The organism is uncultured Streptococcus sp. (assembly GCF_963536705.1).
GTDB lineage: Bacteria > Bacillota > Bacilli > Lactobacillales > Streptococcaceae > Streptococcus.
In genome coordinates, this window is record NZ_CAUTAP010000009.1 from 17,709 (window position 1) to 31,991 (window position 14,283).

The window sequence follows — 14,283 nt, forward strand, 5'->3', positions numbered from 1 at the left end:
ATAGAATCCGTCAAAGAGTGGTTTTCCCCTGCTCTTTTTTAGAGAATCTCGGCAATAACCTCAATCTCAATTTTCACATCTTTAGGCAGGCGAGCCACTTCGACTGCTGAACGAGCTGGAAATGCTTCTGTAAAGGCCGTTTTGTAAACTTCATTAAAGGCCACAAAATCATTGATATCACTCAAGAAGCAAGTAGCCTTGACTACATGGTCAAAATCTGTTCCAGCGGCTTCCAAAATGGCTGAAACATTTTTCAGTACCTGCTGGGTCTGCTCTTCAATAGTCGTCCCAACAATTTCTCCAGTCTCAGGAGACAGGGGAATCTGCCCACTCGCAAACAAAAGATTGCCCACAATTTTTCCTTGAACATAAGGTCCAATCGCTGCTGGTGCTTTATCTGTATGAATCGTTTTTGCCATAATTATCACTTCTCCTACTTATTTTTTTCATTATACCATAAAATAGCAGGCAATGGCCACGACAGATTAATAAGCCCTGACTTTTTCCATTTTTTCATTTATGAGGTCCTTAGAAGCTAAAAGGAAATCGACTTACCTATCAGAACCCATTTTTTAAGATTTAAAAACGCTGAGAAATTTTTCCCAGCGTTTATAGTTTCAAAATCAGAAGTCTTATTCCTCTTCTGCTTTCGCTAATGCTTCTCTTTCTAAACGCAGCTTGCGTTTGGGGTTGAGTTTATTAAAGAGCTCTTCTAGCTTTTCTGCATTCCAGACATCGGCTGCAGAGACAAAGTTTCCATTTTCATCTCGGAAGGATATTGGTTTATCACCCATTGCAAGCCTCCTTAGTCAACAAATTCAAACTCGAACTTGCCGATGCGGACCAGGTCACCATCCTTGGCTCCACGAGCGCGAAGGGCTTCATCAACTCCCATACCACGAAGCTGACGGGCAAATTTCATGACTGCTTCATCGCGGTCAAAGTTAGTCATATTAAAGAGTTTCTCCAGCTTGTCACCCGACAGCACCCAAGTCGCATCATCATCACGAGAAATTTCAAAGGCTGGTGCTTCTTCGTCAAAGCCATAGTAAGCTTCTTCTTCCATTTCAGACTCATCGTAAAGCAAGAACTCTGGCGTCTTATCCAGTAATTCTGCGGTCGCATCCAAGAGGGTCGCAAGTCCCTGCTTGGTCAAGCTAGAAATCGGGAAGATTTGCGGTAGTTCCGCAAATTCATCATAATTAGCCGCTAATTTCTCTTTGAATATCTTAAGATTTTCAGCACTATCTGGCATATCCATCTTGTTAGCGACAATAATCTGCGGGCGCTCCATGAGACGAAGATTGTAGGATTCCAACTCTTTATTAATAGCTAGATAGTCCTCATAAGGTTCGCGCCCCTCACTTGCTGACATATCGATGACATGCAGGATAACCCGTGTCCGCTCAATATGACGGAGAAACTGGGTTCCCAGTCCAACCCCTTGGCTGGCCCCCTCAATCAAACCTGGTAGATCTGCTACTGCAAAGGACTCTCCAGAGTGAGTGCGAACCATGCCTAGATTAGGCACGATTGTCGTAAAATGATAGGCACCAATCTTAGGCTTAGCTGCTGTGATAACACTGAGCAAAGTGGATTTTCCGACAGAAGGAAAGCCGACCAGACCAACGTCTGCTAGGACCTTGAGCTCCAGCAAAAGCTCCCGTTCTTGACCTGGTTCTCCATTTTCAGAAATCTCAGGTGCAGGATTTTTAGGCGTTGCAAAGCGGATATTTCCACGACCGCCTCGGCCACCACGCGCTACGATAAATTCTTGACCATTTTCTACCAAGTCTGTCAGTACCTTGCCAGTCTCCGCATCACGAACTGTCGTCCCCTGAGGCACACGAACAATCAAGTCCTCTGCCCCTCGGCCATGCATCCCTTTGGTCATGCCCTTTTCACCAGACTGAGCCTTGAAGTGGCGATTGTAACGAAAGTCCATCAGGGTACGCAGGCCCTCGTCTACAACAAAAACAACATTGCCGCCACGGCCACCATCGCCACCCCAAGGGCCGCCGTTAGGAACATATTTTTCACGGCGAAAGGCCACCATGCCATCACCACCATTGCCAGCCTTAACTTGAATCTTGGCCGTATCTAAAAACATACTCATTTTTTCTATTCTCTTTTTCTAGTCTAAAAAAACGCCCTGAAGCGTTTGGATTAAAAGATTGCGCTGAGAGCAGAAGCAAAGATAGCTCCAACTGTCACGATGAGCATGATAATCACGACTAGCATCGTCAATTTTTCAAATCCTGTTTTTTTGCGTTGTCCGTTATCTCCAAAAGCCACGATAACACCTCTATCCTTTAAAAATTACTAGGTCTATTCTAACATGATTGCTCCGTTTTTTCAAATGGAAAAGTATGTAAAAAGGCTTTAAGAGAAAACTCTTAAAACCTTTGAATCTTATCTAGTCTTCTTTTGAAGAAAGACATAGCTTCCAAAGCCAACTAAGATTGCCAAACCTGCAACTGACAGCCAAAGTGTAGTTTCTTGACCAGTCTTAGGCAGAACTTTTTTGTTGCCTCCTGCAGCACCCGGATCATTGGTACCATTGTTTGAATTGTTATTTCCATTTCCTGGATTGTCTGTTCCACCCTTTGGATTATCGGAACTGTTACCAGGGGTATTGTTACCATTACCTGGGGTATTATTCGGATTATTGTTTGGATTGTTGTTAGGGTTGTTATTTGGATTGTTGTTATTTCCAGGGTTAGGTGGCTGAACTGCCTTGCCTGGATCATTACCTCTATAGGTATTTGTAAAGACAGGATCCAAATCATATTTAACAGAGCCCAAAAACTCACCATTCACATCTTTAACAGTAACTGTCAGCTGAGCTTCCTTGTCATCATAGATGTAGTTAGCATCATTGCCCGGAATTTCCTTAATGCTGTAGCGGTAGTCACCAGCTGCATTATAGTTCAAGGCTTTGAAATTGATAGAACCATCAGCTTCATTGGTAGCTGTTTGAAGTAAAACACCGTTTTCGTCAAAGAGACCAAAGGTAAATTGACCCTTCTCTAACACTTTATTGACGAGTTTTTTCTGTGCCTGAATCTTCACATCTTTTGCTAGCACAGCGCTTCCTTTACCAGAGCCCTCTTCCAAGCGTACTGACTTAGTAATAGTGCGTTCTGGGAAGCCTTTTGCTGTCCAAGACAGGGTGTTGTTAACCACATCCCCCACTTTAGTACCTTCTGGTACACGAGTAGAGTACTCGATGTACATTGGCCAGTTGTAGTTATCGCCAAAGTTAATGGTAAAACCGTTAGCATCGCCATTAGCGTTTTGAGTTAGAACTGCCTTGTTAGTAAAGTTATCAACTACTGGCAGAGTCAGGATATGAGCTTCATTGCGAATACCACCTGCAACAGGAGCATAACGAACTGCACGTAGAGTACCCGGTACCAGTGTCAGACCATCACCAAAGTTGTCTGAAATTACCATGTTGCGAAGCATGTCCTGTCTTGCATTCAGGATAATGCGCCATTTAACAATACTCGGATCAGTGCTGTCCTGGTAGCCATATTTCATTTCATACTCACCAGCAGTTCCTTCTTCTTTCTGGTATTGGAAAGAAAAGTCTGTCTGGCCAAATTTGAAGGAAACAGGACCTGTTTCTTTGACTTTTTCGTTATTGATGCGAACATTAAAGCCCAAAGATAGCTCTTTCTTTTGAGTATAGTTTGTAAAGTAGTTACTGAAAGTCACTGTAACTGACTGAGTCGCTGGGTCAGTTTGAGCTGTACCGACTAACTCTCCCGTATGATTAACAACATCATAGACATCGAAGTTTAAGGCAGTAATCAGACTTAATTCTTCCGGAAGTTTAAAAGTCAGGGTATCCCCTTCAGCGATCGTTTGAGCCGCAGGAAATGTGAAGTTGGTTGTTACAGACAAGGTTTCATTAGTCTTAACAGTTGAGTCACTTGTTAATGGCTCACCATCCTTAGTAATGCTGGTTTGCTGACTGTATTCAGTTACTTCAGAAGCCTGAGTTCGAGCAGCAAAACCTAAACCTGTAACAATAGCTGTTAATAAGATAAGAATTTTAAAAATAATTGTATTTTTATTTTTCATCTTTTTCTCCTTTCGTAGCTTATTATACCAAGAGTATTGCAATTTATCAACATTTTTATTCATAGTGTTTAAAAATTCATAACAATGTAAAAAAACCAAGACGTTGTGTCTCAGTTTCTTTACGTTTTATTACTCAATTCCAATTTCATCTCGAACAACATTAGCAATGGTATCTACATAATAATTTACTTCTTCGTCAGTTGGTGCTTCAGCCATGACCCTCAGCAGAGGCTCTGTTCCGCTCGGACGAACCAAAATCCGGCCATTGCCGGCCATTTCAGCTTCCATTTTCTCAATGACCGTCTTAATAGGTGGAACTTCCATCGCCTTATCCTTCATGCTGTTTTCCACACGGATATTGACTAGTTTCTGCGGATAGATGGTTACTTCAGCGGCCAATTCGGATAGTTTCTTACCTGTTTCCTGCATGACCTTGGTCAATTGCACAGCTGAAAGCTGACCGTCACCTGTCGTATTGTAGTCCATGATGATCACATGTCCTGACTGCTCGCCACCAAGATTATAACCATTCTTGCGCATTTCCTCTACTACATAGCGGTCACCAACTGCTGTCACAGCCTTTTGAATACCTTCGCGATCCAAAGCCTTATGGAAGCCTAGGTTGGACATGACAGTCGTAACAATGGTATTCTGCGCCAGCTCGCCTTTCTCAGACAGGTACTTACCGATGATGTACATAATCTTGTCACCGTCTACCAGCTCACCATTTTCATCCACGGCAATGAGGCGGTCGCTATCTCCATCAAAGGCCAGACCAATAGCTGCACCAGACTCACGAACAACTTCCTGCAAAGCTTCTGGATGTGTAGACCCGACATTCAGATTGATATTGAGGCCGTCTGGATTTTCTCCGATAATCGTCAACTGTGCGCCGAGATCCGCAAAAATCTGACGGGCGCTGGTAGAAGCCGCACCGTTAGCCGTATCTAAGGCCACATGCATTCCTTCTAGTTCCAAACCAGTTGAAACCAAGTATTGTTGGTACTTGCGCAACCCTTCTGGATAGTCAACCAAGTCACCTAAACCTTCGGCGCTTGGACGTGGCAAGGTATCTTCTGCTGCGTCCAACAAAGCTTCGATTTCCAATTCACGCTCGTCATCCAGCTTATAGCCGTCACCACCAAAGAATTTGATACCATTATCCAAAGCCGGATTGTGGCTGGCAGAAATCATGACTCCTGCGCTAGCTTTCTCTGACTTAACCAGATAAGCTACACCAGGCGTTGCAATGACACCCAGCTTATAAACATGAATCCCAACGGACAAAAGTCCTGCAACCAAGGCGCTTTCCAGCATTTCTCCTGAAATTCGAGTATCACGGCCAACAAAGACCCGAGGAACTTCACTTTCGTGCTGGCTCAGAACATAACCACCAAAGCGGCCGAGTTTAAAGGCCAATTCCGGCGTTAATTCCACATTTGCTTCTCCGCGAACACCATCGGTTCCAAAGTATTTACCCATTATAAATAGTTTCCTTTCATAAGACCTGGATGTAAAGATTTAGGCTGCAAGCAAGGCAGGACGCTTTAATCCAAGTTTATTTTCAAAATTTTAGTTAGTTTTTATTTGATGAGCTCGTATTTGAGCTGCTGTTAGAGGAGGACGAGCCAGAGTTGTCTGCTGTTTTAGTGTTGACACGCATAGTCGTTTCAAATGGTGTCACCACGCTTGGCATGACATTCCCCTGTCCATCAACAGCCTGCAGCGGCGCTGTCCCGCTGTAGTTGCCGGTGATAATGACATTGGTCGGGAGAATAGCTACGACATATTCAATCTTAGATAGGGTCTCCTCGTCACTGGTTACTGTAGCTTCCTTATTTTCCAAGGTTACACCACTGATAGACACATTTTCAGCCACCTGACTGTCTGTGATGAGGTAGCGGACCTCAACCTTCTTGCTGGCTTTTTTACCAATCTTAACAGAAATCTTCTGTGGGGTGACTGTAGCAGTCAGACCGCTCGGTAGGTTTTCCACTTTCAGAGGAATCTCTACTGTGCCTTCTGTAGCCTTGGAAAGATCAGCTACGACTCGAAACTTCCGAGTACTTTCCTGCATTTCACTGGCTAGATTGACCCGGTTGGAGCCTGTTAGGGCAACGGAAACTTCAGAAGTGAAGCCGCTGATAAAGTAATTCTCGCTGTCATATTTGATGTCAATTGGCACATTGGAAACCGTATTGGTATAAGTTTCAGATGTGACCTGTCGAACTCCAGTATTGTTTTGATAACTGCTAGAGGTTGCATAGACAAAAAGCACTAGGGCAAAGAAAAACGAAGAGATGATATAAAGAATTTTTTTACGTTTTTTCATTTCTTCCATCCTCCCATGAAGCGTTTTTTCAAACCTGCTGGCTTGTCCTGCTCTGATAAGAAGACCTTTCTCAGCTCTGTCTCAAACTCATCCAAAGTTAAATCATGCTTGAAAATTCCATTTTGCGTGGTGGAAATCCCACCTGTTTCTTCTGAAACGACAAAAGTAAAAGCATCTGATACTTCAGATAGGCCAATAGCTGCGCGGTGCCGGGTTCCAAACTCCTTGGAGATGCCGCTGCTTTCTGTCAGAGGCAAGTAGGCACAGGAAGCTGCAATCTTATTGTTTTTTATGATGACAGCTCCATCGTGCAATGGCGTATTGGGGATAAAAATGTTGATTAGCAGCTCTCCGGACACATCTGCATCCAAAGGAATCCCTGTTGCAATGTACTCCTGCAAGGTGCGGGTTCCCTGAATGGCCACCAAAGCCCCGATTTTCCGCGGACTCATATAGGCAACAGACTTGACAAAGGCCTGAACCATTTTTTCTTCGTTACTGATGGGCGTCGCAGAAAAAATATCCGTTGCTCGGCCCAGCTTTTCTAATCCTGCCCGAATCTCAGGCGAGAAAATCACCACGGCCGCAATGACCCCGTAAGTGATGACCTGATTAATCAGCCAAGAAATGGTAGTCAAGCCGATGATATTGGCAAAAAACTGTGCCAAGATAAAGAAGAGCACACCGCGGACCAAAATCATAATCTTCGTACCAGCAATGGCCTTGATCAGATAATATAGAATCCATGCGACGATAGCGACGTCAATAATATTAATTACAATCCTCCAAGGGTCAGAAAACAAACTGGCCCAATATTGGAGATTGGTTAGTTGTTGAAAATTCATACTTAGACTTCCTACTCCTCTACAAGGAAAATCAAACAGCTGTAGCAACAAATCGAACTTATGAAATCTAGTATCAGCCTGATTTTATCTTGTAATTAGAGTTCACTCAATTAACTTCTCTCTTTTTATTTTACAGTGGGTCTTAATGCTTAAAGACTTACCAACCCATTATATCACGTTTGTCAATATTTTTCTGTAACCTTCTTTACTTTTTTATGATAAAATATTTCTTATGAAGATAAATACAGCCTTGGGCCTCTTGGCAGGCAAGTCCTCCCACTTTGTTCTCAGCAAAATGGGACGCGGCTCGACTCTGCCGGGGAAAGTTGCCCTGACATTTGATAAAAATATTTTACAAAACTTAGCCAAGAACTATGAGGTCGTGGTTATTACCGGAACCAATGGTAAAACACTGACTACAGCTCTGACAGTAGGTATTCTCAAGGAAGCCTTCGGACAAGTGGTGACCAATCCCAGCGGGGCCAATATGATTACAGGGATTACCACAACCTTCCTAACCGCTAAGAAAGGCAAATCTGGCAAGAATATCGCTGTTCTGGAAATAGATGAAGCCAGCCTATCTCGGATTTGTGATTATATCAAGCCTAGCCTCTTCGTCTTTACCAATATTTTCCGAGACCAGATGGATCGCTATGGTGAGATCTACACGACCTACCAGATGATTCTGGATGCTGCAGCTAAAGTGCCTGAAGCGACTGTACTGATGAATGGTGACAGCCCCCTCTTTAACTCAGTAAGCCTGAAGAATCCTGTTCGCTACTATGGATTTAATACCGAGAAAGGCCAGGCTCAGCTGGCTCACTATAATACTGAGGGCATCCTCTGTCCCAAGTGCGAGCATATCCTCAAGTATGAGCTCAACACCTATGCAAATCTGGGGGCTTATATCTGTGAGGACTGCGGCTTCAAGCGTCCTAAGCTTGACTACAGCCTGACCGCTCTCAAAACACTTGAGCATAACCGCTCTGCCTTTACCATTGATGGACAAGACTATCAGATCAATATTGGTGGCCTTTATAATATCTACAATGCCTTGGCCGCTGTATCAGTAGCTCAGTTCTTTGGTGTCGAGCCGGCTACTATCAAGGCTGGCTTTGACAAGAGCCGAGCTGTCTTTGGCCGTCAGGAAACTTTCAAAATCGGCGATAAGGAATGTACCTTAGTCTTGATTAAAAATCCGGTTGGAGCGACTCAAGCACTTGATATGATTGGGCTTGCACCCTTTGACTTTAGCTTGTCTGTCCTACTCAATGCCAACTATGCAGACGGCATTGATACCAGCTGGATCTGGGATGCTGACTTTGAGAAGATTTTAGAGATGGAGATTCCTCATGTCATTGCAGGCGGTGTGCGCCACTCTGAGATTGCTCGTCGACTCCGGGTAACGGGCTATCCAGCAGATCAGATTACTGAGGTCAAAGATTTAGAAGCCGTATTCAAGGCCATTGAACAGCAAGAAACTAAGCATGCCTATATCTTAGCAACTTATACTGCTATGCTGGAATTCCGCGAGTTGCTGGCAGAACGACAAGTGGTCAGAAAGGAGATGAACTAATGGTTTACAGATCCCTCACTTCTCCTGAAAACCAGGATTACCGTTACGATATTAAAATTGCCCACCTTTATGGCAATCTCATGAATACCTACGGCGACAACGGCAATATTCTCATGCTCAAGTATGTGGCTGAAAAGCTAGGTGCTAGAGTTGAAGTCGATATCGTCTCTCTAGAAGATGACTTTGACAAGGACAGCTACGATATCGTCTTCTTTGGCGGAGGTCAAGACTATGAGCAAACGATCGTGGCCCGCGACTTGCCAGCTAAAAAAGAAGCTTTGGAAAGCTTTATCAATGAAAACGGCGTAGTGCTAGCTATCTGCGGCGGCTTCCAACTCTTAGGTCAATACTATATCGAAGCTTCTGGCCGACGAATCGAAGGTCTGGGCATCATGGGTCACTATACCCTCAACCAGACCAAAAACCGCTATATCGGTGACATTAAGATTCATAATGATGAATTTGATGAAACCTACTACGGATTTGAAAATCACCAAGGACGTACTTTCCTCTCTGACGACGAAAAACCTCTGGGCAAAGTCGTCTATGGAAATGGCAACAACCAAGAAGACGGCAATGAAGGCGTTCACTATAAGAATGTCTTTGGCTCCTACTTTCACGGCCCCATCTTGTCCCGCAATGCCAACTTGGCCTACCGTCTGGTGACCACTGCCCTGAAAAATAAGTATGGCTCAGATATTAAACTGGCTGCTTATGAAGATATCCTTGCCCAAGAAATCCCAGAAGAATACGGAGATATCAAAAGCAAGGCTGAGTTTGAATAAGACAAAACTAGGTTGGATTTTCCAGCCTAGTCTTTTTGTATTCTATTTTGATAGAGCTAGGAAATCAAAGCCAATCCCATCACTCCGAAACCAAGCAGGAGTAAGGAAAGGGTGTGGACACTCGGCAGAAGCGTCATCAGAAAGGTGCAGGAGGCATGAAAAGAATTGCCAGCGTGTAGATCGTTGAGAAAACTCGGCCTAGATTCTGCTAAAAGAACTCTATCTACTTATCTCTATTACCCATACCAATCGTTCTTTTCATCTGTTTCTTAATAACTCCTTGTGTTTTTTTAAATATTTTTTCCCGTACCATTCCTCTACGGACTTGCCTTCCCATTCTCGGTATTCTTCGGGATATTTCCATTTGTAGAAGGCTTGTAAATAACTAGGAAATTCGATGTAGATTAGCATAGCAATCACAGCAATATTTAGGATAATCCATGTTATCAAAAGACCTAAGCCTTCCAACGAAGTTGAAAATTTCATGGAAAAACTCTTTATTATAAAGTTTATAATTACTCCAATTCCCAAAAAACTCATTCCATAAATCGCTATCTTATTGGCAATTTTCTTGCGAAGAGAAGAGCCACTTCCATTACCATACATCAGTTTTTTGAGACTTTCAATTTCAAGGCTAAACATAAAATAGGCTAATATAGAAATAAAAACAAAAATAGCAGCAACCATCCAAATAGATAAAGTTGGTAATGACATATCAATGGCTAGCAGGTTAAATTCAAAACTAAGCCAAATTAAAAATGTGATAACATGAAAATGATAACGATAAGGCAATAAATAATTTCTTTTAATGAACTTTCCAACTAAGACAATGAGTAACCATACAAACAGGAATAAAACATATATTTCAGCTGACAATAAGGGAGTTTTAGATATAGAAACAGCTAAATCTTTTGGGTTGGAATCATGTAGATAAATAGAAATTACTAAAAGTATGAAATTTAAACTTATTGGAAATATCAACGCCAGAATAACACTCTGAATTTTTAATCCTATAGAAGGATTACCTTTTTTATAATACTTTTCTAATTTGCCATAGACATCTTTTTTCTGATACTGTAAAAAACCATCATCTTCCAGATTCAAACTCTCTTCAAAACTAGCCTTAAAAATAGATCTTTTAGTCATAACTTTGATAACCAATCTTCTTTTGTAATAGTTCAGGGTGTTTTTTCAAGTACCTCTTCCCATACCATTCCTCTACGGACTTGCCTTCCCATTCTCGGTATTCTTCGGAATATTTCCATTTGTAGAAGGCTTGGAGAAAATATGGTAAACCTATAAAAACAATTATTGCAATCACCACAATATTAGCAAAGACCCATAGAAGTAAAAAACCCAATGCTTTCATGGAATTTGAAATATCTACAGTAAAGCTTCCAAAAATATATTTTATAACAATACCAATCCCTAAAATCCCCATGCCGTAAATAGAAATCATTTTAGCAATCTTATCACGGAAAGTCACTTGTCTATCCTCATCATACATAAGCTTTCTTAATCCTGTTAACTCCATACTAACCACCATGTAAGTGAAGATTACTATTACTCCATAGATAGCAATAATTTCCCAAAATGCCAAATTTGCTAATAGAATGTCATTAACTATCAGATCTATTTCTAATAAAAACCAAAGCATAAAGGTAAAAGCATGAAACTGATAGCGATAAGGCAAAAGATAAGTTCGTTTAATAAATTTCCCAATCACTACGAATAGTAGCCAAAGTATAAGAAAAATCAAAAAAACATTTACCGTCAACGACACGTGCTCTGCTATCGGAAGAGTCAAAGTCTCACTATCATGAAATTCCATAGATACAACAAGTAACATGAAGTTAAATACAACAGGAAAAATTAGACCTAAAATAAAACTTCGAATTCGAAACCAAAGGGAAGTTTGGCCTTTCTTAAAATATTTAGCAATTTTATCATGTTGCTCCTGTTGTAACTTTCGGAATCCATCATCTTCCAGATTCAAACTCTCTTCAAAACTAGCCTTAAAAATAGATCTTTTCTTCATTTTTTTACCCAAACTATCAATACATTTCCTATTCCATACGATGTCTAGAAATTGCTGCCATAACGACCACACCTTCATAAGGGTTCAAATAATCTTTCACTTTGGAATTCATTACAGCAATAATTTTCAAAACTCATACTTCCTATTATGAAATTTTATTATATCTATTCTTTCTATATCTTTCAACAGCCATAAACCATCGAACCATATTGTTTTGCCATAATAACAGAACTGCTACAGCTGGTAAAATACCTATAAAGCTTAAAGTAATAATCTCACTGCCGATAGGTGTCCCTATCATATTAAAAACTAGAATAGATATAACTAAAATTGGACTAATCAGCCCCATTAAAGCCATAAATACTGTGAAAATCCAAGCGAATATCTTCTTGCCAAGAGTAACCTTCTTATCGCCAAAATTACCCCAAATAAGATTAGTATCAACTGCCCGTCTAAAATTTTCTTTACTGGTTGGCTGTGCCAACTTAACATTCTTATAAAGGGCTCGCTCTACTATGACCAGCAAAAGGCTACCTTCCAGAAGCCAAACAGTTAGAAAATAAATCAAAGTACCATAACCATAGACACCACCAAATAATCGTGTCTCAGGAAAAAGCTGCATCACACCACTAAAAGCAATCAGAAATGATGTAATTAAAATGATTTGTTTTCGATTGCCACGCGATGCCTCTGTATTCAATAGTTTACTTTTAGGAGCTGCTAAGGGATCTCTTGGCTTTTCTACATTTACATAAATAGCCTGACCATCACTTTCCCCGATATAAATAACTTTCCTAAAAAACATCCTTCATCCTTTCATTTCTATATACCAACAATTAAAACAAGTCAGGTTGATATAGTTCTAAACTGGTTTATGATAATCGAACGAATTGGTAACATTGGGCTATTATTCCCAATTTTCATTCTCTAACTCATCATTTAATTCATTTATAATTTTATTATTTATAACAGTTTTAACTATGCCATTCCATATAATATTTGGAACCAAAGAAAGTAATATAGCAAGCACAACTAATTTTATTATAAACTCTATGATTGTACTTGGCATAAAATAAAACCAATAAACAAAAGGAATAACTGCAAAGACAATAAACAAAAATACTAAGATGTTTGCAAGATAAGGTGTTTTTATCTGTTTCAAAACATCATTATGTTTTAAAGTTATATCGTGTATAACTTCAAAATATTCTTTCTGGACAGTACTACTAGGAGCTTCAATCAAAGGATAGGTATTTCTAATTGAAACCATCCATAATTCAAAAAGTATAAAAAACCAAATTCCTAAGATCATCGGTAACAGAAAAGAAAAAAGACCGAACTCAATTTGAGGAACAATGTAATTATCAGAATAACCAGCGATAAAAGCCATAATCGGGACAATCAAAAATGGCGAAGACATCCAAGTTAATCTGCCAATTTTCTTAGCTATGTTTTGGTGATTCCTTATGCTTTCCTTATCGAGCTTTCTCCAAATAATATCTCCTGATAAAAGATAGTACTCTGCAGCTAGGCCTGTTCCTTTTAAATTAATCCCCATGCCATTATCAACAGCAAATAATAATCTTATCTTTTTCACAATGGAAAGCTCCATATTAGCTTTTTATACTTAATATTTCGATCTAGTTCTTTATTGACATCACTTCCTAAAAACAATAATTTTTTACTCATTTTCTTCTCCATTCTCTTGTGTTGTTTCTTCTTCTAGCTTGCCGCTTTTGACCAGCTTTTTATAATATCGTTTGCTATACCATTCTCGGTCTGAAATCTTTAAGTAGGATTTATACTCTTCCGGGTACTTGTGGATATAGTAGGCTTGAAAAATATGCACATTCATCATAAAAGCTATAAAATGGGCTCCAATGACAAACCAAACCACCAAAAATAATCCAAAAATATAAAAATACCAAAGGACCGGTAGTTGATTCATTAGATGATAGACCAGTGATACCGGAAAGAGAACTACCATCGTTCCGACTATAATCATCATCACTTTCTTAAGAATTGACTTTTCTTCTTCATCGTTCAGTCTCCTTTTCAGATTCTGGATACTATTCATAATAATCCAGAAAAAGAGAACGATTCCTAAGACGAGCTGAAACCAGAATCCCACAACTGTATAAGCATCGTAAGCTACCGCACTGGCAAAATAAAACCCTGATATAAAAGCACAAACTGACATTGAAAAATAAAAAGGAAAATAGGTCCAAATCTGACTGCTCAAGCGTTTCTTGGGCCAAAAAACAGGGATAGAACCAAAAAGGAAAATCAGATAGAAAACAATACTGATTGGTCGCATTATTTCCCCAATTGTTTGAAACAAAGAAACCGATTGATGAGAAAGATAGTGTACTTCTCCACTTTGACCTACACTACTTGGCAAAGCAATTAATAGAAAGTAAACCATAATTCCAAAAAAGATAAATATGCAAAATAAGACCGTAAAGAGGCGATTGATGATCCCCATATGAATAGGATTTGGCATACCGGCGGTTAAGACAAACTTTCCGTTCGTTACGATTTTCTTACTTCGTTCAAAGTCTGCACCGAAAATACTGATTTTTTTCATTTTTAATCTCCAAATTTTATCTAGTAGAAAG

General features: G+C 40.3%; 15 protein-coding genes and 1 pseudogene. 2 read left to right on the top strand and 14 right to left on the bottom strand.

The annotated features are described in order from the left end of the window. Positions 1–38: 38 nt before the first annotated feature. The 8 genes from RWX26_RS06345 to cdaA all read right to left on the bottom strand — a co-directional run bounded on the left by RWX26_RS06345 (position 39) and on the right by cdaA (position 7,266). Complete coding sequence (locus RWX26_RS06345) at positions 39–419, bottom strand: RidA family protein (protein WP_002906916.1); 381 nt, start codon at positions 417–419, stop codon at positions 39–41. A 213-nt stretch (positions 420–632) separates the two neighbouring features. Next, a complete protein-coding gene (locus RWX26_RS06350) occupies positions 633–794 on the bottom strand; it encodes a hypothetical protein (protein ID WP_002895966.1) in 162 nt (53 codons plus the stop codon). A gap of 11 nt (positions 795–805) precedes the next feature. Next, positions 806–2,116 (bottom strand): GTPase ObgE, encoded by a 1,311-nt coding sequence (gene obgE, locus RWX26_RS06355; protein WP_314580163.1) that lies wholly within the window; start codon positions 2,114–2,116, stop codon positions 806–808. A gap of 50 nt (positions 2,117–2,166) precedes the next feature. Then, positions 2,167–2,295: a DUF4044 domain-containing protein gene (locus RWX26_RS06360; protein ID WP_002895969.1), complete on the bottom strand. Its 129-nt coding sequence runs from the start codon at positions 2,293–2,295 to the stop codon at positions 2,167–2,169. Between the two features lie 117 nt (positions 2,296–2,412). Further along, positions 2,413–4,152 carry an Ig-like domain-containing protein gene (locus RWX26_RS06365; RefSeq protein ID WP_314580165.1) on the bottom strand — a complete coding sequence of 580 codons (1,740 nt, stop codon included), beginning with the start codon at positions 4,150–4,152 and terminating at the stop codon, positions 2,413–2,415. A gap of 66 nt (positions 4,153–4,218) precedes the next feature. Continuing rightward, a complete protein-coding gene (glmM, locus tag RWX26_RS06370) occupies positions 4,219–5,571 on the bottom strand; it encodes a phosphoglucosamine mutase (protein WP_002921743.1) in 1,353 nt (450 codons plus the stop codon). 94 nt (positions 5,572–5,665) lie between these two features. After that, positions 5,666–6,430, bottom strand: coding sequence for a YbbR-like domain-containing protein (locus RWX26_RS06375; RefSeq protein ID WP_176693545.1), 765 nt, complete (start codon positions 6,428–6,430; stop codon positions 5,666–5,668). Next, entirely contained in the window at positions 6,418–7,266 is an 849-nt protein-coding gene (gene cdaA, locus RWX26_RS06380; RefSeq protein ID WP_002915563.1) for a diadenylate cyclase CdaA, read from the bottom strand. The genes RWX26_RS06375 and cdaA overlap by 13 nt, the downstream gene beginning before the upstream one ends. Before the next feature lie 232 nt (positions 7,267–7,498). Here cdaA and murT point away from each other — a divergent pair, with 232 nt between their 5' ends. Beyond that, on the top strand, positions 7,499–8,842 hold the full coding sequence (murT, locus tag RWX26_RS06385; protein WP_314580168.1) for a lipid II isoglutaminyl synthase subunit MurT: 1,344 nt from the start codon (positions 7,499–7,501) through the stop codon (positions 8,840–8,842). Further along, positions 8,842–9,627, top strand: coding sequence for a lipid II isoglutaminyl synthase subunit GatD (gene gatD / locus RWX26_RS06390; protein ID WP_314580170.1), 786 nt, complete (start codon positions 8,842–8,844; stop codon positions 9,625–9,627). The genes murT and gatD overlap by 1 nt, the downstream gene beginning before the upstream one ends. Positions 9,628–9,683: 56 nt before the next feature. Here the strand turns inward: gatD and RWX26_RS11210 are convergent. The 6 genes and pseudogenes from RWX26_RS11210 to RWX26_RS06415 form a co-directional block, all read right to left on the bottom strand. Further along, positions 9,684–9,835: pseudogene (locus tag RWX26_RS11210) on the bottom strand (MFS transporter); the annotation flags it as partial. 50 nt (positions 9,836–9,885) lie between these two features. Further along, a complete protein-coding gene (locus RWX26_RS06395) occupies positions 9,886–10,773 on the bottom strand; it encodes a hypothetical protein (RefSeq protein WP_314580172.1) in 888 nt (295 codons plus the stop codon). Then, entirely contained in the window at positions 10,766–11,665 is a 900-nt protein-coding gene (locus RWX26_RS06400) for a hypothetical protein (protein ID WP_314580248.1), read from the bottom strand. The genes RWX26_RS06395 and RWX26_RS06400 overlap by 8 nt, the downstream gene beginning before the upstream one ends. A gap of 145 nt (positions 11,666–11,810) precedes the next feature. Further along, positions 11,811–12,470, bottom strand: coding sequence for a hypothetical protein (locus tag RWX26_RS06405; protein ID WP_314580174.1), 660 nt, complete (start codon positions 12,468–12,470; stop codon positions 11,811–11,813). Positions 12,471–12,572: 102 nt separating this feature from the next. Further along, positions 12,573–13,277, bottom strand: a complete 705-nt coding sequence (locus RWX26_RS06410; protein ID WP_314580176.1) for a hypothetical protein — start codon at positions 13,275–13,277, stop codon at positions 12,573–12,575. A 69-nt stretch (positions 13,278–13,346) separates the two neighbouring features. Beyond that, positions 13,347–14,252: a beta-carotene 15,15'-monooxygenase gene (locus RWX26_RS06415; protein WP_314580178.1), complete on the bottom strand. Its 906-nt coding sequence runs from the start codon at positions 14,250–14,252 to the stop codon at positions 13,347–13,349. Positions 14,253–14,283: the final 31 nt, after the last annotated feature.

What these genes read in the sequence shown, in the direction of transcription:
- RWX26_RS06345 (WP_002906916.1), bottom strand. Translation starts at nt 419, where the DNA reads ATGGCAAAAACGATTCATACAGATAAAGCACCAGCAGCGATTGGACCT.
- RWX26_RS06350 (WP_002895966.1), bottom strand. Translation starts at nt 794, where the DNA reads ATGGGTGATAAACCAATATCCTTCCGAGATGAAAATGGAAACTTTGTC.
- obgE (WP_314580163.1), bottom strand. Translation starts at nt 2,116, where the DNA reads ATGAGTATGTTTTTAGATACGGCCAAGATTCAAGTTAAGGCTGGCAAT.
- RWX26_RS06365 (WP_314580165.1), bottom strand. Translation starts at nt 4,152, where the DNA reads ATGAATAAAAATGTTGATAAATTGCAATACTCTTGGTATAATAAGCTA.
- glmM (WP_002921743.1), bottom strand. Translation starts at nt 5,571, where the DNA reads ATGGGTAAATACTTTGGAACCGATGGTGTTCGCGGAGAAGCAAATGTG.
- RWX26_RS06375 (WP_176693545.1), bottom strand. Translation starts at nt 6,430, where the DNA reads ATGGAAGAAATGAAAAAACGTAAAAAAATTCTTTATATCATCTCTTCG.
- cdaA (WP_002915563.1), bottom strand. Translation starts at nt 7,266, where the DNA reads ATGAATTTTCAACAACTAACCAATCTCCAATATTGGGCCAGTTTGTTT.
- murT (WP_314580168.1), top strand. Translation starts at nt 7,499, where the DNA reads ATGAAGATAAATACAGCCTTGGGCCTCTTGGCAGGCAAGTCCTCCCAC.
- gatD (WP_314580170.1), top strand. Translation starts at nt 8,842, where the DNA reads ATGGTTTACAGATCCCTCACTTCTCCTGAAAACCAGGATTACCGTTAC.
- RWX26_RS06395 (WP_314580172.1), bottom strand. Translation starts at nt 10,773, where the DNA reads ATGACTAAAAGATCTATTTTTAAGGCTAGTTTTGAAGAGAGTTTGAAT.
- RWX26_RS06400 (WP_314580248.1), bottom strand. Translation starts at nt 11,665, where the DNA reads ATGAAGAAAAGATCTATTTTTAAGGCTAGTTTTGAAGAGAGTTTGAAT.
- RWX26_RS06405 (WP_314580174.1), bottom strand. Translation starts at nt 12,470, where the DNA reads ATGTTTTTTAGGAAAGTTATTTATATCGGGGAAAGTGATGGTCAGGCT.
- RWX26_RS06410 (WP_314580176.1), bottom strand. Translation starts at nt 13,277, where the DNA reads ATGGAGCTTTCCATTGTGAAAAAGATAAGATTATTATTTGCTGTTGAT.
- RWX26_RS06415 (WP_314580178.1), bottom strand. Translation starts at nt 14,252, where the DNA reads ATGAAAAAAATCAGTATTTTCGGTGCAGACTTTGAACGAAGTAAGAAA.